The following is a 21,707-nucleotide window of genomic DNA, read 5'->3' as shown; positions in this document are numbered from 1 at the left end:
AGTTGCAGTCTGATTCAGCCTATAGTCATTTAAGACTAGTGTCAAAGTTAGTTCACTGCAACTCTACTTTTCAAATATACACTTATATTTTGTTGTGATATTTAATACTGCAAATGTAAATGTGTCAAAACCAATAACATCCGTAGTATCATCTCCCCAGTCAACAGTGAAAGCAGCGTTGCAATAATTCCCTTCCGGCGAGGATTCTCCAATAGCTTTAATAGACTACCAGACCGGAAAGGTGGGTGATTTTGTTAAAAAGAGGGTTTTGACACACCTTCATTACGTATCTGCAAACATTAATGAAGTACAAGGTCACTTTACAATAAACTCATATCTTCCTGCCATCAGTTTCACCACCCGTACATTCTTGGCCTTGTCAGGTAGAGTGAGTGTAGCCGTACTGTTAGCGGGTACTGTAACTTCGTAATGCACACATTTCCCTTTCCATTCCCAGCGAGAAACGATTTCACCGTAAGGTGAGCGATGACGGGCCTCAAACCGCTTCAATTCCTTTATGAAGTGGGGACGAAGCAGAATGTTCTGAAAACCGGGTTGCGCGGAATCAGGGAAAATACCTCCCAGCCCCTTGTAGAACCAGGCACCTATTTCACCGAACATCATATGGTTGTCCGAGATGTCATGAGTAGCCTGCAGGTCCCAGTTTTCGAGCAGCGTGGTAGCACCGTTCACCATCCACCAACCCCATGAAGGATAAGTGTCTTGTACAGCCACCTTATAAGCTGTTTCAGCATAGCCGTTTTCGCTGAGTGCATTCAAAATGGCTTTAGCTCCCAACACACCCACATCCAAGTGAAAATCGTTCTCCTCCACCTTATGTGCCAGGTTAGCTGCCACTTTTCCTATCAACTCTTCGGGCACAATCTTCCATTGCAAGGGAACGCTCAATTCGGTTTGTGAACCTTCGGCATAGATGCCTGTTTCCCGATTCAGGAACTTATCATTGACAGCTTGCTTTATTTCCTCCGACAAGGCATTATAATATTCGTAATCGGCTTGTTTGCCGAAGAGTCTGGCAGCAGCGGCCAAAATCCTGGTGTCTACATAAAAGTAGACCGAAGAAGTCAACTCCTTATTGGATTTTGACTTTACCGGCACCCAGTCTCCGCGCCCCCAGGTAGTGAGATGATTGTCAGAGATACGTTCCACATAATCTACATAGCGTTTGATGTTCTCGTAACAATCGCTCAAGGGCTTGCTATCACCGTAGAAGAGGTAGATATTCCAAGGGATGATGGCAATAGTACTAGTCCAGTCCAGCCCGTTGTCCGTGCCATACCCCCATCCGCCGGTGGGAATGATATCGGGCAACACTCCGTTGGGCTGCTGCTCGTCACGATGGTCGGCCAGCCATTTTTCGTAAACGGTAATTCCATCAAAGTTATAAAATGCTGCCTCAATGGCGAAATGACCGTCACCGGTCCAACCGTTCTTCTCGCGCTGAGGGCAATCGGTGGGATAGCCCATGAGGTTGGAAAGGTAAGAGTGATTGGCGGCATGGAGCAGCTTGCCTATCAGTGGGGTTGAAGATTCCAAGCTACCCACTGCCGGCACATCACTGTGCACGAAGCAGGCAGTCAAGCTGTTTTGGTGAAGCTCAACAGGCTTGTCTGCCACTACCTCCACATAACGAAATCCCTTGTAGTTAAATCGGGGCATGAACTCATCCTCTTCTCCACTCAGAACGAGAATATCCGTCTGGAAAGGCTCTTTCTCTTTATCGCCCCGGAAGTAGACATCAATATTCGAGAGATCGAGGCGACCATTCGGATGCAAGCGTTCGCCGTGTTTGATTCTGACTTCCGTTCCCCTTTCGCCCGAAAGACGAATACAAGTCACACCGGACATATTCTGCCCGAAATCATAGATGTATGTTTTCTCGTCCACTTTGCGGAAAGAGACGGCGGGGAAAGTCTTTACATTACGGATGGGGCGTACTTGCTGGGCAGTGACATTGGAAGAGGGTGCACTCCGATAACCTACTCCGCGCCACTTGGAGTCATCAAATTCCGGAGTACTCCAGCCTTTCTGCTCCAGACGTGCATCGTAGTGCTCGCCAGTATAGATACTGTTGAAGGTGATTGCACCCGAGGCTGTCCGCCAACTGAGATCGGTGGGAATAGTTTCCACGCTTCCGTCGGTGTAGGCAATGCGCAAGTCCAGACAGAAAGCGGGACGGTTGCGCCAAGGAGCACGGTCGAAGTCCCACACAGCTTTGGACTGATGGTTATACCAACCGTTGCCCAAAAGTACGCCAATGGCGTTGTCACCGTTCTGTAATTGCGAGGTCACATCATAAGCCACATACAGGTTGCGGCGGTCAAAGCGGGTATAGAGAGGGGCAAGGCAGTGGTCTCCTATCTTCTTTCCATTGATGTAAAGCTCATATAGCCCGGCAGCGGCAATATAGGCACGCGCCGACTTTACCTTTTTGCCAGTCTTGAACTCTTTTCGGAAGTAAGGGGCAGGCCCATAATGAATATCCTTTCCATCGCCAATCCAAGCACCTTGCCAATGTTGCATCCCCATCATGCCCGTTTCAAAGTAAGAGACAGGAGAGGCAGTCTCCTTATGTTTCATGTCACTGCAGATTACTTTCCAATAATATTTAGTGAAAGGCTGCAGTTTCTTGCCCCCATAGGCCACAAGCTGATTACGGGAATTGTTCTTCCCACTATCCCACATCCTGCCGCAGCCGTTGGCTACATTCAACGAGTCTTCGTCTACCACAACCCGCCAGGAAGTCTGCACAGCTCCTTGCCTACCATCTTCCATCCGCCAAGAAAAGCGTGGGGCGGGATTGTCCACACCTATAGGTCTGTCAAGATGTTCGCTCCTCAGATCAACCAGACGAACCGGATTCTGCCCTTGTACAGTAATGCAAGCAAAGAATGTAAATAGAAGCAGTATATTTCTTTTCATAACTCCATTGTTTATCTATTCCGTAGTAATCACCAGTTCCTTGCCCTCCCTCAGTTGGTCATGGGTGATAAAGTAACCGTCAATCTTTTTACCGTTATAAGTAATGTCAATAATCTTCTTGCCGCTTCCTTTCTTCACAATCGTAAAGGGACGACCATTCAGATTGAACGTCACTTTATCGAACAAGGGAACAGTAACAATATATTCAGGATCGGCAGGCGAATAAGTGTAAAGTCCAATAGCATTGAGCACATACCACGAAGACATCTCGCCGGCATCATCCATCCCTGCATAAGCCAGCTTGTCGGCACCCATGTCATAGTAGTGGTTCATCAGGCTGTCGAGAATGCATTGGGCTTTCTCTTGTTTGTCTATGAAATAATAGGTGTAAGGAATGCTGTGTCCCGGCTGGTTTCCGTGGCAATAGTTTCCGATGAATCCGGTCAGGTTGTGGGCCTCGTAACCTCTCCACGGTTCGCTGAATAAGGAATCCAGTTTAGCCTCCACCGCCTCTTTACTGGGATAGAGCTTAATCATGCCTTCGGGGTCGTGGGGGGCGAAGAAGAGGGCGTTCCATGCATTGGCCTCACGGTACATGTACTGGTAATAGGGATAATACGGATCGAAATCCTGAATCCAGCTACCATCGTCAATCTTACCTCTCCAAAAGCCGGTAGAGGGGTCGAATAGCGTCTTGTAGTTGTTGGAGCGTTCCATCATCAGTTTGTAGTTGGCTTCATCTCCCAGCTCCTTGGCTACCAAGGCTACGGCATAGTCATCGTAAGCATATTCCTGGGTCTTGGTCACAGCCCCTTTGTATTCGTCCCATGTGGGTACATTCACTGTGTCTTTTTCAGCAATCCAACCTCGCTCCATATACTCATCCAAATAGCGACGTCCTCCTTTACCGGGCACCGTAGCATTTTTCAGTATCAGCTTATAAGCACGCTCCAGATCGAAGTTGCGCAAGCCTCGCAACCAGGAACCAGAGATGAAAGTGGAAGCGTGGTCGCCGTGGAAGAAGGTGGGCATGTAGCCGTCGCGTTTCTCGCCCTTGTCGGTGATGGACTTGATGACGTCACAAGTCACTTCGGGAGAAATCATGCCAAGAAGCACCAGTTTGTTGCGGTAATCATCCCAAAAAGAAGGGTCAGTGTAATAGTGGAAGCCGTTATTCACTACCTCGCCACGGACATCAGTATATTCATGATTCACATCGCTACGCAAAGCCGGCCACTTAAAAGCATGAAAGAAAGTAGAATAAAATAATCTCTTTTCACGTTCCGTGCCACCTGCGACTTGAATCTTGGAAAGGAGTGCGTCCCACGCGGCATCGGCTTCTTCTGCCACTTGTGCAAAACTTTTGTTCAACATCTCGGCCTTCAGATTCATTTGGGCGTTCTCTGCACTCACAAACGAGAAACCAGCCTTCACTTCCAAAGGTTCAACACCTTTACTGCCGACAAAACGCAGCACAGCCACTTCATGTTTGTCGTCTTTTACCATTTCCACCTGGCCTATTTTATAGTTGGTCTTAGCGTAAAAGTAGATTTTACCATCGCCATCCTGATAACCCGTGAAGGTATTGTCGTCAACCTTCTCAATCTTCCAATCGCGAACGTGATTGTTGGAACGGCGGATATCTACTAACAGTGACTTGTCATCTTCCTTGGCAAAGGTATATTTGTGGTAGGCACAACGCAAGGTACTGGTCAACTCGGCGTTCACTTTATAGCGTTCCAGATAAACCTGGTAATACCCCGGATGTGCGGACTCGTTCTCGTGACTAAACCCGGAGCAGTAATCGCCCGGAGCGATATTCCCCACCACGGGCAACATGGGAACATGCAGCAGGTTCCAGTGTCCCTTGGCGGTGTGCGAGAAACCATAAATCACGGTATCTTCGTACTGGTATCCCGCACCGCTGCGGAATTGGGTCACAGGAGTGAGTTGCACCATTGCGTTGGGCAACGTAGCGCCCGGATAGGTTTCAGCGCCCCAGGTACGCGCTTTCATCTTGCGTACATATCCCAGGTCTTCGGGTTCCCACAAGGTAGCCGTTCCCAAAAAAGGATTGACATAGCTTGTCAGTTTCTTCTGCGTGCCGCCACAACCCGTCAAAGTCATCAGGACAAACAGCAGGAATAGGTATCGGTTCTGTCTCATCGATTGCATTTTTTATAAGTATTGTTTTACTGTTTCCACTTTATCAAACGCTCATAAAGAAAGAAGAGGATGCATCAAAATACTCCTGAATAAGAGAGTCTTGACGCATCCTCTTCTTTAAGAGACCGTTTCTATTTTCTTTTCTCAATCTTACCGGCACCTTCCGAACTTGCTTTCAGAAGGAAGCCGAAAGAAAACCTGAACAGTTTCCAAATTACACAAATTATTTCAGACTCTTCTCAAAAAGGGCTTTGGCTTCAATCAATGTACAACCGCTGGTCTGTGTGGTCAGGTGGTTGTTGCCGCTGTTGTTCATCGCCCAGCTGGTGCTATACAACAGGTCGAGCTTGTTGATGCCCTTGCGCCACAACGTCTCGGCATTGTTGTTGAAGAAGGTGATGAATTTTTTCTTGTATGCAGGTTCCAAGCCCGGCTCCATAATCAGTTGCACATAGTAGCGCATGAAAATACCCTTAAACAGTCCGCCGTCACCGTCGCCTTCATCGCGCAACAGGTTGTTTCCGGTATCTATCATGTTACTGTTACTGATTCCGAAATTAGCGGCCTTGCGGGCATCTTTCAAGTAAGAGGCCTCCTTGGTAATCTTATACAGCTCGTAGGCGGTACCCAGGAATGTTCCCTGATTGTAAGAGAGAGAGAAGGAGCCGACCTCACCACTCTCACCGTTGATGTTGTCGTAGATAGCACCGGTGGCAGGGTTGAACAGGTGCTCACGCTCCCAATTATAAATCTCAAGGGCCCACTGCAGGTCTTCCTCGTTCTTGTTGATATTGTAGAGCCGTGCGGCAATCAGGCTGGCAGGACCGTTGGAGCAGGCATTCTTGCTCCAAGGCTGGTCGTGGGTCCAGGCGATGCCACCCCCTGCGTAGTCGTTCCAGCCGGTCTTTATCTCATTCCACATTTCTTGAGCGGTTTGCAGATACTTGCTGTCGTCGGTAGCTTCGTACAGACGAATCATGGTGAGGGCAATCCACTCCATGTCGTCGTAGAAATTGTTCCAATAACTGCCACCGTTCTTTGCCTTGATGCCGGTGTACCATTTATCGAACAAATCACTGTACTTGCTGTCGGCAGTACGATTATAGGCATCTATCATCACATCCATGGCATGCGCCTGAGGCCAGTAATGGAAATCCTTGATAGAACCATCATTTCCGTAGTTGAAGTAGTGCTCGCTCGCATTCCAGAAACGGTCTATCAGGGTCACGGAACTACTGTCGGCAGCCGCTTCCCAGTCTATGGTGTACCCCCCCTTGTCATACATGTACTCATCTTCTATCTCGCACGACTGAAGTGCCAAAAGAAGCAGGGGCAGACAAAATAATATTCTTTTCATAATCTCTTCTTAAATTAGTTGGCCAATTCCACTTTATGAGTATAGTTCTCCACATTGAATATCACGCTGATTTTGGTGATGGCACCCGGATTGTGACCATCGGCCGCACCGTCGAACTCGTTATTCAACTTCCACTTCTGATCCCACTGGTTGTCGGGAGTCTCCATGATATAGAAATAAGGATCTTCGGGAGTGGCTGCGCCCGGATTGGAGTCTGTGGTATTCTTGGTTCCCCAGAACTGTATGCTGCCGTCGGCATAGGTCATCAGAAACTTGTAACGTTGGTCGCGCCCCCATCCTTCTTGCTTGAACTCTATTTTATCCTGACCGCAGAACACACCGTTTCCTACATAAGGCAACTCAAAGGTAGCAGAACCGCTCGGGCAGAAGTAGAATTCCAGCTTGCTCACCTCCTTGACGGTTACAGATGCAATGGAGAAATCCATTTCGATGCGGTAAACACCCGTCTTTTCCACTGTTGTTTCGCCTTCGCCTTCCATAATCCGGTTGCCGTTGATGTAGAATGTCTTGGCACCTTCGGCTGCTCTATCTACCAATTTGTAAGTCTTTCCACCTTCTAACTTCGTAAAGACTTCGAACTTATCCTTTTCGGGTGAAGCACACGCCACAGCCTTGGAAGCATCCATACCACCTTCAGTAGCACTTCCGGTCAGGTAAAGCTGTGCCGGAATCTCTTCAAATCCCACCAAGCGAGTGATGGTGAGCTTCTTGCTTTCTTTCGCCATTACAGAATTCAAACCTCTGGACGCCATTACCGTCCAAACAAGAGTACCCGTCTCGCCACTGTTCAATCCGGCAGCCGCACCAACCTTGTTCAATATCTTGTGGCTGACGGTAGCATAGCTCAAAGAACCGCCATTGTCGGAAAGCACCTTGTAAATAGGCTTAGAAAAATCTCCTCCTTCCTTATCAAATACCACTTCATAAAGAGGGGTGCCGCTATCTTCGGCCTTGGCCGATTCCCATTCAAAGAACAGGCTGGCGCTGGCCGACGATTGCAAGACCACCTCCTTGCCGTCAGTGGGTTCATACAACTGATTTACTGAAGAAACTTTGGAGTCCTTGTATTCCATGTCTTCCGTACAAGACGTAGCAAAGAGGACTGCCGAAAAAAGAGCTATTGTTGAGAATATAGTTTTCATTGTTCTTTTGTTTTTAATGAGTTTAGACACACGTTAATTTCCATATCCCGGATTGTTAGGTGCCAGATTAGGATTCAAATTTATTTCACTGATAGGAACTGCCCAAAGGTAATCTCTTGCCTCCTCAAACTTGCGGGTATCAAGCTTGTTCTCGTCCACGAAGCTTGCACCACGCACCTTGCCCGACAAGTATTCGTTACCAGCCTTCCAACGCTTAATATCATACCAGCGCAAACCTTCCATCGCCATTTCTACACGACGTTCGTCGCGAATAATCTGCCTCATCTCTTCCTTGCTCTTTCCGGCAGGAAAGTTCAAGGCTGCATCGGCAGTGAATCCGGCACGCTCACGGATGGGACGGATGGTCTTGTTCCATACCTCTTCAGTCATACCGCTTGTTTCGTGAACAGCCTCAGCATACATCAGCAAGATGTCAGCATAGCGCATGACAATGATATTCATACCGGAATTCTGGTCACCGGGAGCCTGCGGATTATAGTACTTACGGGTGAAATAACCGGTAGAAGTGCCGTTTCCACCACCATCATAGGCATCGGTTCCCGAACCCGGACGGATGTTGATGACTACGTCCTTGCTACCATCGTCCACATTGCCGCTCCAGTCATAGCCATCATAAATGATAGTGGCTGTGAGACGTGGGTCACGATTGTCGTAAGGATAAGCAGCGTTATAATCTGTCCCGGCTTCGCTGATGGTCTTTCCGCTAAGCATCAGGTAGGTGTCTACCAACGATTGCTGCGGTACACGGCTCACGGCACGTCCGCCTCTTGACAAAGGAATCATGTCTACCATCTCACCCCAAGTAATCAAATTGGGTACATAAGAACGGTCCATGATAATCTCTTCATTGTACTCATTGGCTTCATCGAAAAGCCCGGCATAATCAGAAAACAGAGCGTAAGTACCATATTCGCCTTGCTTATTCATCAAGTTGTTGCAATAAAGCATCACATTGCTCCAGTCGCTATCCATCAGGTAGACCCGGGCCTGCAAAGCACAAACGGCACCTTTGGTAATCTTGCCCTTGTCTTCTTCGGGTAATTGGTCACGAGTGGGAAGCGCATCCTTGATGTCTTCCAATTCCTGATGAATGAAGCTGATAATAGTTTCACGGTCCGTACGACTTACACTCCGCGATTCTTCCAGCGTGATGTCTTCCGTAAAGAAAGGTACTGCACCATAAAGGTTAGTCAGGCGGAAGTAAAGGCTTGCGCGGATATAACGTATCTCAGCAATCATACGCGCTTTAACAGATGCGTCCATGTTGGGTACCAGATCCACCTTTTCAAGAAACACGTGGCAGGTCTTTATACCTCCGTAAAGGTCTTTCCATTCGTTCTTGAAGATGTCGAGCGAGGGAGTGGCCATACCCTTGCGAATGGCACGTTGATCGTCCACACTGCGACCGTCGTAAGCGTTGTCACTCAAACTTTCATCGCTCCACATACGGCCTGCATTGTACATCTGGCTATAAGCCATGTTCACCACATACTGAGCCTTGGTGGTGGAAGTCCAATAGGAGTTATCCGTAAATTTGTTTGTCGGTGCGTTCTCCATCTCGTTGCAACTGCAAAGCATCAGAACAGCCATTCCGGCAAAAGCTATGTATTTTCTTAGTTTCATAGTTATCTGTTGTTTTTAGAATTCAATGTCTATACCGAAACCGTAGTAACGGAGCGTCGGGTAGTTTCTACCGGAATTGGCGCCACTGTTACCCATCTTAGAGTCAAACTCAGAAGACTCGGGGTCAATAAACGAATTGTTACTGAAGGTCAGCAAGTTTTGCCCGTTTACATAGATACGTGCCTTTTCCATGCCTACCTTGCGGCTCCATGTTCTAGGGAATGTGTAACCAATCTGCAAGTTCTTCAGACGCAGGTATTTTCCATCCATCAAGAACAGGTCGGAACCTTGTCCGTTTCCGTAGTTGTTTCTGTTGGAAGTAGAACCCGGAGCAGTAAGTCTCGGCCAGCGTGCATCGATGTTGGTAGGAGTCCAGAAATCCAGTTGATGCTTATAGATGTTATAAGAGTAGTTGGCGTGGAACGGTTCAATCAATTCACCACGAAGCATCATGTCTCGCTTGCCCACACCCTGCCAGAACATACCGAAATCGAATCCTTTCCATTCCACATTGTAGTTGAAACCGAAAGTCAGGCGAGGGAAGGCGTTACCCAAGATGAACTTATCCTTCGAATCGATGATACCGTCTTCGTTACGGTCTACAAACTTCACGTCACCCGGCTGTACCTTTCCACCTACAGGGATAGCCGATGATTCAATCTCTTCATAGCTCTGGAAGAAACCGTCCATCTTGTAGCCGTAGTAAGACTCCAGCGGACAACCTTCACGGGTGATGCGGCTCAACTCTTCTATCTGCGAAATTCTTTCGTGACCGGGGAATTTCAGTACCTCATTCCAAGAGTCACCAAGGTTGAAACTGAAGTTATGGTTTGCGGCTCCCGTCTTCAAACGATAGTTGATAGAGAGGTCCCAACCTTGGTTCTGCATCTCACCAATGTTGTCCATCGCCATATCCGTACCGAATACCGAAGGTACGAGAGGCTTCATCAAGATGTCGCTCGTACGCTTGTAGAAATAGTCGAACGTCACATTCAAAGCGTTATTGAAGAACGAAGCATCCACACCGATATTGAAGGTCTTGGTCTTTTCCCAAGTCAAATTATCTTTACCTAACTTAAAACCTGCACCCGACACTGTCTGGTTGTTGTATGCGTAAGAGTTGTTGTATAGTTCGTAGACGGTAAAGCGATCATAAGTACCGATAGACTGATTGCCCAGTATACCGAAAGAGGTACGCAACTTCAAATCGCCCACACGTTCTTTGTAGGTCTGCATGAAGTTCTCCTCGCTCAGGCGCCAGCCCAACGAAACAGAAGGGAAGAAACCCCAACGGTAGTCTTTATGGAACTTGGAAGAGGCATCATAACGGAAGCTGAATTCAGCATAATATCTGTCTGCGTAAGAGTAGCCCACACGTCCCAACAAAGAAGTCAGACTGGTACGATTGGATCCGTCTACGAAAGTACTTCCGGTAATATTTCCTACAGTACTGTTGGTAATGTCTGTACCAATACCCAAGTCAGGGTCTACACCTTTCTTTTCAATATCATTGCTGGATGAAGTGAAGGATTCGTTGGTCACCCCGAAAAGTCCGGTGACATTGTGCTTGCCGAATGTCTTGTTGTAATCCAGCAATAATTGGGTATTGATGAGGTAGGCAGTGTGGTTCCAGTTGCTAGTTTTGTAGTCGGTATCCTTCACCGGACGCGGTTCGGTGGCCTCTTCATTCAAGTAATAGGCTACACCCAAATTGCGGGTAGAGCGCATGTCGTTTATCACATCCGCACCCAACACTCCACGCAATTTCAATCCGTCAATAAGCCGGAATTCAGCATTGACATTAGCGTTCAGATAATTGTTACGGAACTTGTTACGGCCACCGGCTTCCAATGCTCCCAATGGGTTGAATTCACTCAATACATCATTTAACAAATATCTTCCATCGTCCGATTTCATTTTGTAATAATAATAAGTAGGTACACGGGCAGCATCCACTTCCAAACTTCCACCGGTGGTACTTACACTATTATTACGTGTATAAGCCAAAATAGCATTCAGTTTCAAACGTCCCACTTCTGTGCTAACATTGGTACGAAAATTATAACGCTGCACGCCAAAGTCACTGTTGCCCACATAATTACTTTCCTGGTCATAATAGCCCATGGATACCATATAAGTGGTTTTATCACTACCTCCGGATACACTTAGATTATAATTCTGCTGTAAGGCTGTGCGGACTATCTGATCAAAAAACCAGCTTTCTTCATTTTGATGGGCAGCCAAGTCACGGATTTGATCGGGTGTATACAAAGGAGCCTCTCCGGCATTAGTGGCAGCTAAATTGCGCAAAGTAGCATTCTGATAACCTTTCACCGGCGAAAACAAGATATCCGGATTCTGCCATCCCATCATGCCACTTAACCGGACTGTCGCACGCTGGTTCTTCTTACCTTTCTTAGTAGTAACCAACACTACACCATTGGAAGAACGCGAACCATAAATAGCGGCTGTACCGGCATCCTTCAAGATAGAAATATTCTCAATATCATTGGGATTCAATTTATCGAAGCTACCGCCATCAGCTATCAATCCGTCGATAACGAAAAGCGGGCTGTTGTCGTTCACCGTACTGATACCACGGATATTGAAATTGGTTTTGCGGTCGTTCGGATTGCTGCTGCGCTGCTGGATAACCACATTGGGTGCAGCTCCTTGCAGGGCTTCGGTCATATTTGCCACGGGACGATCCTCAATCATGGAAGCTTTCACCTGGTCTACGGCACCCACGGCACTCTTGCGAGTAGTAGTACCATAACCGATGACAATAACTTCATCCAGCACCTTGGTATCTTCTTTTAAGACAACATTCAGTTGCTTTTGGTTTTTCACAGCAATTTCCTGAGTGGCATACCCCACATAGGAAAAGACGAGAACATCTTGGACACTACAAACAATGGAATAGTTTCCATCCACATCTGTAATGGTACCCACACCTTCTTTACCCTTGACAGTAACACTTACTCCAATCAGGCTTTCGCCGGTGGCATCCTTAACGGAGCCTTTCACCGTGGCATTACTTTGCTGCGCCACGGCAACACTCTCCACATGGGCATAAGCAGCGGGAGCCTGCGTCAGCATAGTCACAGCGGGCAAGGCAATAAGCCAGAACTTACAGTTCCCGCTTATCCGAGCCAGCAATGAACTTACTGTGTACACTCGATTCTTTTTCATATTTTTAAGATTAAACATTATAATAAATTGCGATAAGAGAAGAACACAAACAACATCAATGAGTAACCGGTTCATGTAATCTGTGTTCCAATCTTTATTCTAACGCACTTTATTGATTTTAAATGATTTCTGTTTTACAGACTGTTGAGCAAATTCACTTTACCCTCGTTCACCAATTTCAGAATCAGCTCTCCAAACAGCGTGTTCTGCCAAGCAAACCATGCTCGGGTAAAGTTAGCGGAGTCATCCTTGTGGAAAGACTCGTGCATGAATCCCGTACCGGCATCCGTATCCATCAGCATCTTGATGCAAGTCTTTATCTCCTCATCATTCTGGCTGGTGAATGCCTTCATCATGATACTCATGGGCCATACCATATCATAACCGATGTGCGGCCCCCCGATACCTTCGCCGGCTTTGCCTTTGAAGAAGTAAGGGTTACTGTCGCTCCACACAAAACGACGTGTATTCTGATAGATAGGGTCGTTTACGTCCACATCACCCAAATAAGGCATGGCAAGAAGGCTGGGGACATTGGCATCGTCCATCAACAGATGATTGCCGAATCCATCTACTTCAAATGCATAGATTGTTCCAAACTCGGGATGATTGTAAGTGGCATATTTCTTCAAGGCTGCCTCCACTTCAGCAGCCAAATCGGTACATTCCTTGGCCAAAGATGTTTCCTTGTTTACTTCCGTCAGAATTTCAGCAGCCTTTTTCAAAGAAGAGACAGCGAAAAAGTTGGAAGGAACCAGGTATTGAAGCGTAGTGGCATCGTCCGATGGGCGGAAAGCGGAAACGATCAGTCCCACCGGCTTGACCGGAGCACCCAAGCCGTCGTTATTCAACGTATCGAGGGCACGTTCCGTCTTGCGTTGGAAACGGTAAGGACCGACACCGTCCTTACGCTGCTGTTCCTTGAAAGTCTTCAGGATAGCAGTAATTGCCCTCATCCATTCACCGTCGAAGATACTGCTGTCACCGGTTACTTTCCAATACTGGTAGGCCAGACGAAGCGGGTAACAAAGAGAATCTATCTCCCATTTGCGCTCGTGCAGTTCAGGCTTCATGTCTGTCAAGTCAGTCATCCAGTTGCCCCCCGTAGGTCCGTCGTTGAAAGCATTGGCATACGGATCAATGTTGATGCAAAGGAACTGACGGCGGATGACACCTTCGAGCATCTCTTTCAATTGCGCATCATTGTTGGCCAGCTGCACATATGGCCACACCTGCGCACCGGAGTCGCGTAGCCACATAGCATGGATGTCACCGGTATAAACAAAAGTATCGGGTTTACCGTCCAGCATACGAAAGTGCACAGTAGTGTCAAGCGTATTAGGGAAGCAGTTCTCAAACATCCACGCCAACTTAGGATTGGTAAGCAGCTTCTTCACACGAAGAATCTCAGCTTCCACGGCTTTTGAGGTGAAAAGGCGTTTCTTCATTTTTGGACGATTGCTTTTGTAAGCAGCGGTCATCTGAGCATAGTTCTCCACACAAGTGTTGTCACCTTTCAAGGTAAAAGTGTCTGCCTTGGCATAGCCCTGCATACAGAGCATGGCAACAGCGCACAAGGTAATGTTTCTCTTTTTCATTAGGTATGATTCGTTTTTTTAATTATAAAGGCTGATTAGCGGACACGGCCAAACGCGCGTACATCTCTACCATGGCGGCTTGGGTAAGCAACCATTTACGATTGTCGCGGCTTTTGCCGGTGAAATCAGTATTGAAAAGGCCGTTATCTTCACGAGCATGTATCCAGGCATAGTCCAGGCTGCGGACAAAGGAATCAAGATAAGCCTTGTTTCCGTCTGTCTGATAGAGCTCCATGAAACCGCGCAACATAACAGCGGTGAACCACACATCGCCCTTCTTCAGCATATGAAACGGGGCTCCCTGTTCGGGGGTGAATTCCATGAAAAAATAATTATGACAAGCGGCGGCAATCGCTTGCGCATCCTTCAGATACTGCTCATTGCCGGTAAGCTGATAGAGCAAGGCAGCCGACTGCATCATCTGACCGCTGTTATAGGCAAATTTGGCACGTCCTATCTCACCGTCCAAACGCATGTTGTCGAAGTAAAGACAATCTGTTGTGTCCTGCAATGTTGCTTTAGTCCATTCGTACAGGCTCTTCCCTTTCTCAAAATAGGAGCTGTCTTGCGTAGCCTTGAAAAGTTTCAGGGCAAAGACGGAACCTGGGGCGTTGGAACAAGTGTTCTTTGATTCTTTCTTCTGTTCGCACCAGTATATACCCCCTCCCAAACAATCATCCATACCGCTTTCTATAAACTTCCAGATAAGCTTGGCGCTCTGCAGATAGTTCTCTTGGCGGGTCATCTGATAGACGTCCGCGAAGTCGATGCCGAGCCACACGTTGTCATCATAAAAGCGGTCGGACAACGGAGCGTCCTTGATGTAAGAAGCATATGCTTCGGGCATGCGACAGGTATCGAAATATTCAGCAAGTCCCGGAAGCACTTTCTCATCAAGTAACTTCTGATAGTTCCCGAAATCTTTCTTGTTATCTTTAGTAGCCTCCATCAGCGCATTCACTGCGGAGAAGGTACCGGAATAAGGCCACAAATAAGAGTAGAGATTGGGACGGTTCTTCTGTTCCTCGGAAGCCAGATAAGTGGCGGTATAGCCTTCCACGTCCGAAGGGTAATTCTCACGCAACAGACAAGTGCCCGGTGCGGAATAGTGAGCATATAAGGAATCAAGTGTTTGTGTTGATCTGACCAGCATTACGTTGTCCGCTACAGCCGGTTCTTTCTGTGTCTTGCATCCGGTTACTGCCAGGGCGCATGCCAACAGGCAGAAAAGTGCTTTCTTGGAATTTTTCATCTTTTTCAACGGCATTAAATTGTTTGACTTGTTTTTCACTCCATCACGGGAGCCTTCTATATAAACCCTATTAAAAACGATTGCAAAAATAGGCAGTAAGACTAAAAGCCAACTATAAATCCATGACATTACCGTCCACATTCCGGACATGGCAGAATTTTGAAACAAGTTTGTCACAAAATGAATACAGTAAACCCGCATCTAAAAAATCAGCGGATACGTACTAAAACGTACCCGCTTTAGAGATAAAGAAGCGACTCCTATTTATTTTGCATACACTTCCATTTCATAAATGCGCACATCCTTACCGAAAGCCGATTGCATGGGTTGTGTCACTAAAAGACGCAGGTAGCGGACACTTTCAGGCTTATTTAGCGTGCGGTTCAGTACATTCTTGCCATTGCCCGAAACATAGTCCAGTGTGCGCCATTCACTGTTCTTGTCGGTCTTACCTTGCAGGAAGCAGGAGGAAGTGACGTAGGAATGGTTTTCGCCGGCAGCGTTCAGTAACTTCCAGCCGTTAATGCTCCTTTCACTGCCCAAATCAAAGTCTACGTAGTGGGGCATTTCAGCAATAGCACACCACTTTGTGTTTTCGTCGCCATCTACCATGAAAGCCGGCTTCTCTTTCTCGTTCACATAGCTTGAATAGCCCATTACCATGTCCTGCTTCAGAATGTTCACTCTCTCTGTGGAGCTTTCCGTCTGATAGCGATTGCACTTGTTTGCCGTACGGAACAGTTCGGAAACGGGGCAAACGGAAGCAGCTGCAACATTAGTCAAAGTGGCGGCAAAGATAACAATATCCTTATTATCGGGCAATACCACTTCAGTAGCCTTCTCAGGCAGGTCGATGGCGAACTTAAACATGTAAGTGAATTCATACGGCTGATCGCCTTCACCAGAATGACGGTGCGTACCTACATAGGCAACTTCAGCATCTTTCAGATAACCTTCCGTATGTCCGGTGTGCCCCCACTGGCCGATGAAGCCAGTATAAGAAGGTACAATAATCTCCTGCACGGACTTGCCCGTGCGGAATATCCCCTTCACATCTTTATCAGAAGCGGCGGCAGCAAGGATATAGAGTCTGTTATAAGCACAGTCGGCGGGCAGTTTCAGCACATTGCCCTTGCAAGCCATGCCATTCAGTTCTTCACGCGTCTCCAATTTGAAAGGCACTCCATTCACATTCATCTCGGTAGGTATCAACTCGGCAGCGTAAGAATAGCCGGCCTCAAAGTCGGCAGCAGCCTTGAACTCGTTCCAACTGAAACACTTCTTGTCATAAGCAAGCGGCAATGGCCGGGCCACCGTCTGCACCTTCTTATTGGAAGCGAAACGTACCTTGTAGGTCTTAATGCCGTTTGGATTGACTGACACTTCCAAGCGATTTCCACTGAATGCAGCCTTACCGATGGTCTTTTCCGTACCATCTGCTTCTACAGCAGCCACAAGGTTGTCGGCAAAGACAATCGAGGCTTTCTGCGCCTGCTTGCCTCCGGCTTCATACACGCGTACCACATATTCATCTGAACTTTCGGCTTTCTTTAAGGCTTTAATAAGGACATTCCGGTTGTCGGAAAAAGCCAATGAATAACTCTTGCCCAATTCGCCGCGGTGCTTTCCAACAGCAAATGCCTTGATGCGCTGGTTCAGCAGTTCGGCATTCTCGCGGGTCCGAACTACGTCCAAAGCGCCTGTATGACCTACCAAGCTGTAAGTAAAGGTATGACGGCCGAAGTCTTGACGGTCTTGGTAAGCATAGTTACTTTTTGTCTTCGGAGTGTGTAGCAAAGTGAGACGCAGGGTATTGTTGTCGGGCTTGTCCCAGCCATATTTGCTGTCGTTCATAATGGAAACACCGTAAGAACCGTTAGCGTCTGTCAGGTCGGCCCAGTATTGGGCATATACTTCGTAAGCGGTCAAGCTGTTGTTTCCTCTCTGCACGCTGCCTACACCCAAATCGTAAGTAGCTTTCTCGTTGTTCAGATTGAGGGGGAACTCGGCCTTCAGCAGGGCATTGGCAGACTGCCAGTCCACTTCGTTGGTGAAGTCGATGCGGTGGGCCAATATGCCTTCATACAGATGGATGTACTGGCGGAAGAAAGAATCACCGTGGCGTTTCTCCACGCAGAGAGTCTTACGCAGTGCCCCGTTTTCGCAGAGGGTCATTTTCACATCCTCGGTGATGGAGATAGGAGTAGCGTCCACAGTCTTCTTCAATATCTCCCATGCGGGCCACTCGAACGATTCGTTTTCAGTGAAGAGAGCCAGGCGAATGGCCTTGCCGGCTTTCACCAGTTCCTTGTTGTTTTTCTTGTCGAGCAGTGAAGTGATGTCACCGTTCTCGTTCAGTGTCAGCTTGTAGAGCGAATTTTCGATACTTGTGGCTTCAACAGCGGACACCTTTCTGCCCTCGCCGGAGAGACGGACATCGTAAACCGCATATCCGTTGGCGGGTACAGTGGCTTCTACTAACAAACGAACCTTTCCATCGGTGTATGAAACCAACTGCGAAGCCACCTGCTTGCCTTGTTCATTGTACACTGCCACGCCTTTGGGAAAACGGGGTGCTTTCACCTCCATAGTCACCACATCGGCAGCCTTGAATCCCGAAGCGTTATAGAGCACTACGGGAATCCCCTTGACACGAGTATCAAGCTTGCCTGCCACACTTCCCACGGCATGAGTCAGGATGCCGGAGAATTGCTTCAGAGAAAGCAACTCATCGTTCCATGAGAATTCGTAGGCACGAGGAATGCTGGTACCCGTCAGGTCATCGTGAAACTGATGGAAAATGAAGCGTTGCCAAGATTCCGTCAAACTCTTCCCGGGATATTCGGCAGTGCCTAAAAGGGCGGCAGCTACAGAAGCACGTTCGGCGGCATCACCCAAAAGTTCATTCTGGCGATTGTAAAGCTTCATGGCGGCCTGTGAAGTGTAGCAGCCGGTGCCATGAACGTCCATCAGCAGTTCGCCGTCAAATACGGGGAGCTCGGAATGAGCGTCATATGGTTGGTAATCCTTAAACAGCTGGTCGCTGGTAGCACTGATAATCTTCAACGGGCCGTCTCCCTTGATGCCTTTCTCCACGGAAGCCACGGAAGCGATGGTAGGTGAACCACCCACATCACCTGTTCCATAGTAGCGGTAGACGGTATTCAAGGGAGTACATCTGGAGAGTTCCATCAGATATTTGCTTTCTGAAAGGTCTTCATTGTCCCAACGACGGCCATAATCATATCCGTGAGCCAGCATGACGGACGCTCCATCCACTCCTTTCCACAGTCCGATGGTAAAGGGATGCTTGCTCTTACCGTAGAAAGGATTGTTACGCCAGTCCAGCTTCTGTGAAGAGAATCCTATCAGCCCGCAATGGGCGGCAACGGTGGGCAATGTCCATCCGAACCCGAAACAGTCGGGCAGGAAGATGTCGGTGCTCTCCACACCCAGCTCCTTGCGGTAAAACTCCTGCCCCAGCATGATATTGCGGATGAACGACTCGATGGAGGGCACCAAAGTATCGGTAGCATCCCAACTGGCCCCGCTCACGTGCCAGCGGCCTGCCTTTACAAAGGCCTTCATCAGTTCGTATTCACGAGGATAATACTCCTTCATCCAGGCATACTTCACACCACCCTCGAAATTGAAGATGTAGTCGGGATACTGGTTCAAGAGGAAAAGATTCTGGTTCAGGGTATTCCAGACATACTCCTTGATGGTGGTCTGGATGTCCCAGTTCCACTGTGTGTCCAGGTGGGCATCCGCCACCATATACGCTTTCGCTTTCTGCGGTGCAGCGGTCTGGGCCGATAAGTGTCCGCCTGCAACGGCCAACATTACGGCTCCCGCTATCAGGCGGGCCTTCCCCGCCAGCATTGGTCTCCTTTTCATGGTTCTGCTATTATTGGTTTTCATTGAATAAAAGATAATTCCCTGACATACCGGACACAAGTGAAAAAGTTCCGGAATACTTGTTGCAAAGTTCGGAAGAACATATACAAAAGTTTGAGAAAACATAGATTCGGTTCTATCCCAAGCCTTGGGATAGAAATCCCAAAGCTTGAAACGGACATCCGCAACCTTGGGACAGACATCCGCAACCTTGAGACAAAGTACAAGAATCCGATGCCCGGCCTCAGCACAAAGGTAGCCCGGGCTCCACTCCCGTACTGTACAGATTCGCGACATAGATATGTAAAAAACCGTCCATGGCATGATTTCATACATTTATGTCATAAATAGAACACACTTCTTGCAGACCACGGACTACTTTTGCATACAGTAAAAATCGAAAAGCCAATAGCATGAAAAAACAACTCCTACTCCCGGCAGCCCTCTGCCTTTCACTGACCATTTTCGGACAGAAAGTACATCAACTGACCTCACCTAGCGGGAACATCCGCATCTCGCTGGAGCTGACCGACCAAATCCGATATGACGTAGCCCAAGGAAACCAAACATTGATGGACAGCTGTGTCATCGGCTTGGAAACCGCCAACCGTCAGCTGGGCATCCATCCCAAACTGGACAAGGCCGTACGCCAAAGCGTAAACGAGGAACTGACCCCCGTGGTGCCCCTGAAATTCTCTACCGTAACCAACCGCTACAATCGGTTGCTGCTGAAATTCAAAGGAGACTATTCGGTGGAGTTCCGCGCCTTTGACGACGGATTTGCCTACCGTTTCCTCACTGACTTGAAAGGCGAGCAAGAAATAATAAATGAAATCCTGCGACTGAACCTTGTGGATGGCTGCCTGCTACATCTTCAGCAACCTGACGGCTTTAAGACTTCCTATGAAGAAGAATATCGCCACCAAACATGCAGTGAGTGGAAAAACTCCAATCGTATGGCTCTGCTTCCCCTTTTAGCCAGCACACCCGAAGGTGACAAAATCCTCATGAGTGAAACCAATCTGACAGACTATCCCGCCATGTTCCTGAAAAACGACGGACAAGGCGGTATTGCCTCCGTCTTCCCCCGTCTGCCTCTTGAGTTCGGAGAAGACGGCGACCGCAGTCTCAAGATTCTGAAAGAAGCCAACTGCATAGCCCGTACTGCAGGAAAGCGCAGTTATCCGTGGCGTTACTTCGTCATTACCGATGATGACCGCAAACTTATAGAAAACACCCTATCCTATCGCCTCGCTGAAAAGAATGTCATAGAAAACACCTCTTGGATTAAACCCGGACTGGCCAGCTGGGAATGGTGGAACGGAGCCATACCCTACGGCCCCGACGTAGACTTCAAGGCTGGCTGCAACCTTGACACCTACAAGTACTTTATCGACTTCGCATCCCACTATGGCATAGAATATATAGTAATGGACGAAGGTTGGGCCATGAACACCCGAGACCCCTATACACCCAATCCCACGGTAGACATACACGAACTCATCCGCTACGGCAAAGAGAAAAACGTAGGCATTGTGCTATGGCTCACTTGGCTTACGGTAGAAAATCACTTCGACCTATTCGAAACCTTCGAAAAATGGGGCGTGAAAGGCGTAAAGATAGATTTCATGGATCGTAGCGACCAATGGATGGTGAACTTCTATGAACGCGTGGCACGCGAAGCCGCCAAACACCATCTCTTCGTGGACTTCCACGGTGCCTTCAAACCTGCCGGATTAGAATACAAATACCCCAACGTACTCTCCTACGAAGGCGTGAGAGGCATGGAGCAGATGGGTGGATGCCGTCCCGACAACAGTGTCTATTTCCCCTTCATACGCAACGCAGTAGGAGCCATGGACTATACTCCCGGCGCCATGCTCAGCATGCAGCCCGAGGTCTACCGTTCCGAACGTCCCAATTCTGCCAGCATCGGCACACGTGCCTATCAGATGGCACTCTTTGTTCTCTTTGAAACCGGCCTGCAGATGATGGCAGACAACCCTACCCTCTACTACCGCAACGACGAGTGCACCCGCTTCATCACCCAAGTACCTCAAACATGGGACGAAACCATCGCCCTCGAAGCTGAAGCAGGAGAGTATGCCGTCGTGGCCAAACGCAAAGGAGAACAATGGTATATAGGAGGCATGACCAACAACCGCGAACGTGAACGGGTCTTCAACATCTCCCTTGATTTCCTGCAAGAAGGAAAAAATTATCTCATGACCTCTTTTGAAGACGGCATCAACGCTGACCACCAAGCCATGGACTACCGCAAGCAAGAACAATCCTTGAAGAAAGGCGACCATATCACAGTCCGTTTGGCACGCAACGGTGGATTCGCTGCGGTCATTCGCTAATCATATCCATACCTATCTGCTCCGTACAAATACATTTCTAAGGATACGGAGCAGATACAAAGCAAACTGTAAGCCTACAACTAAAGAAATATATTGCAAATATTGACTGTTTCCACCTTAAAATATATCTTT

At 48.1% G+C, this 21,707-nt stretch carries 10 protein-coding genes; 1 reads left to right on the top strand and 9 read right to left on the bottom strand.

The features are described 5' to 3' along the window. Nucleotides 1–315: 315 nt before the first annotated feature. The 9 genes from HU824_RS10860 to HU824_RS10820 form a co-directional block, all read right to left on the bottom strand. On the bottom strand, nucleotides 316–2,943 hold the full coding sequence (locus HU824_RS10860) for a glycoside hydrolase family 78 protein (RefSeq protein WP_176468846.1): 2,628 nt from the start codon (nucleotides 2,941–2,943) through the stop codon (nucleotides 316–318). 15 nt (nucleotides 2,944–2,958) lie between these two features. Next, nucleotides 2,959–5,109, bottom strand: coding sequence for a GH92 family glycosyl hydrolase (locus tag HU824_RS10855; RefSeq protein ID WP_176468845.1), 2,151 nt, complete (start codon nucleotides 5,107–5,109; stop codon nucleotides 2,959–2,961). Between the two features lie 223 nt (nucleotides 5,110–5,332). Continuing rightward, nucleotides 5,333–6,466, bottom strand: coding sequence for a glycoside hydrolase family 76 protein (locus HU824_RS10850; RefSeq protein ID WP_176468844.1), 1,134 nt, complete (start codon nucleotides 6,464–6,466; stop codon nucleotides 5,333–5,335). A 14-nt stretch (nucleotides 6,467–6,480) separates the two neighbouring features. Next, nucleotides 6,481–7,629, bottom strand: coding sequence for a SusE domain-containing protein (locus HU824_RS10845; RefSeq protein WP_176468843.1), 1,149 nt, complete (start codon nucleotides 7,627–7,629; stop codon nucleotides 6,481–6,483). Nucleotides 7,630–7,662: 33 nt separating this feature from the next. After that, on the bottom strand, nucleotides 7,663–9,273 hold the full coding sequence (locus tag HU824_RS10840; protein WP_176468842.1) for a RagB/SusD family nutrient uptake outer membrane protein: 1,611 nt from the start codon (nucleotides 9,271–9,273) through the stop codon (nucleotides 7,663–7,665). 15 nt (nucleotides 9,274–9,288) lie between these two features. Then, the gene (locus HU824_RS10835; RefSeq protein WP_176468841.1) at nucleotides 9,289–12,465 is read right to left on the bottom strand and encodes a TonB-dependent receptor; all 3,177 of its coding nucleotides are present in this window, start codon (nucleotides 12,463–12,465) and stop codon (nucleotides 9,289–9,291) included. A 134-nt stretch (nucleotides 12,466–12,599) separates the two neighbouring features. Next, on the bottom strand, nucleotides 12,600–14,063 hold the full coding sequence (locus HU824_RS10830; protein ID WP_136008785.1) for a glycoside hydrolase family 125 protein: 1,464 nt from the start codon (nucleotides 14,061–14,063) through the stop codon (nucleotides 12,600–12,602). Nucleotides 14,064–14,085: 22 nt separating this feature from the next. After that, nucleotides 14,086–15,315, bottom strand: a complete 1,230-nt coding sequence (locus HU824_RS10825) for a glycoside hydrolase family 76 protein (protein ID WP_176468840.1) — start codon at nucleotides 15,313–15,315, stop codon at nucleotides 14,086–14,088. Nucleotides 15,316–15,579: 264 nt separating this feature from the next. Continuing rightward, a complete protein-coding gene (locus HU824_RS10820; RefSeq protein ID WP_176468839.1) occupies nucleotides 15,580–19,212 on the bottom strand; it encodes a glycoside hydrolase family 38 C-terminal domain-containing protein in 3,633 nt (1,210 codons plus the stop codon). A gap of 413 nt (nucleotides 19,213–19,625) precedes the next feature. Between HU824_RS10820 and HU824_RS10815 the strand changes: the two genes are divergently transcribed. Further along, nucleotides 19,626–21,575, top strand: a complete 1,950-nt coding sequence (locus HU824_RS10815) for a glycoside hydrolase family 97 protein (protein ID WP_176468837.1) — start codon at nucleotides 19,626–19,628, stop codon at nucleotides 21,573–21,575. Nucleotides 21,576–21,707 lie beyond the last annotated feature (132 nt).

It is taken from the genome of Bacteroides sp. L10-4, assembly GCF_013373675.1.
Lineage (GTDB): Bacteria > Bacteroidota > Bacteroidia > Bacteroidales > Bacteroidaceae > Bacteroides > Bacteroides muris.
This window is presented reverse-complemented; position numbering and strand designations above follow the sequence as displayed.

Excerpts from the sequence above, each read along its gene's own strand:
- HU824_RS10815 (WP_176468837.1), top strand. The coding sequence starts at position 19,626 with ATGAAAAAACAACTCCTACTCCCGGCAGCCCTCTGCCTTTCACTGACC.
- HU824_RS10820 (WP_176468839.1), bottom strand. The coding sequence starts at position 19,212 with ATGAAAAGGAGACCAATGCTGGCGGGGAAGGCCCGCCTGATAGCGGGA.
- HU824_RS10825 (WP_176468840.1), bottom strand. The coding sequence starts at position 15,315 with ATGAAAAATTCCAAGAAAGCACTTTTCTGCCTGTTGGCATGCGCCCTG.
- HU824_RS10850 (WP_176468844.1), bottom strand. The coding sequence starts at position 6,466 with ATGAAAAGAATATTATTTTGTCTGCCCCTGCTTCTTTTGGCACTTCAG.
- HU824_RS10860 (WP_176468846.1), bottom strand. The coding sequence starts at position 2,943 with ATGAAAAGAAATATACTGCTTCTATTTACATTCTTTGCTTGCATTACT.
- HU824_RS10830 (WP_136008785.1), bottom strand. The coding sequence starts at position 14,063 with ATGAAAAAGAGAAACATTACCTTGTGCGCTGTTGCCATGCTCTGTATG.
- HU824_RS10845 (WP_176468843.1), bottom strand. The coding sequence starts at position 7,629 with ATGAAAACTATATTCTCAACAATAGCTCTTTTTTCGGCAGTCCTCTTT.
- HU824_RS10840 (WP_176468842.1), bottom strand. The coding sequence starts at position 9,273 with ATGAAACTAAGAAAATACATAGCTTTTGCCGGAATGGCTGTTCTGATG.
- HU824_RS10835 (WP_176468841.1), bottom strand. The coding sequence starts at position 12,465 with ATGAAAAAGAATCGAGTGTACACAGTAAGTTCATTGCTGGCTCGGATA.
- HU824_RS10855 (WP_176468845.1), bottom strand. The coding sequence starts at position 5,109 with ATGAGACAGAACCGATACCTATTCCTGCTGTTTGTCCTGATGACTTTG.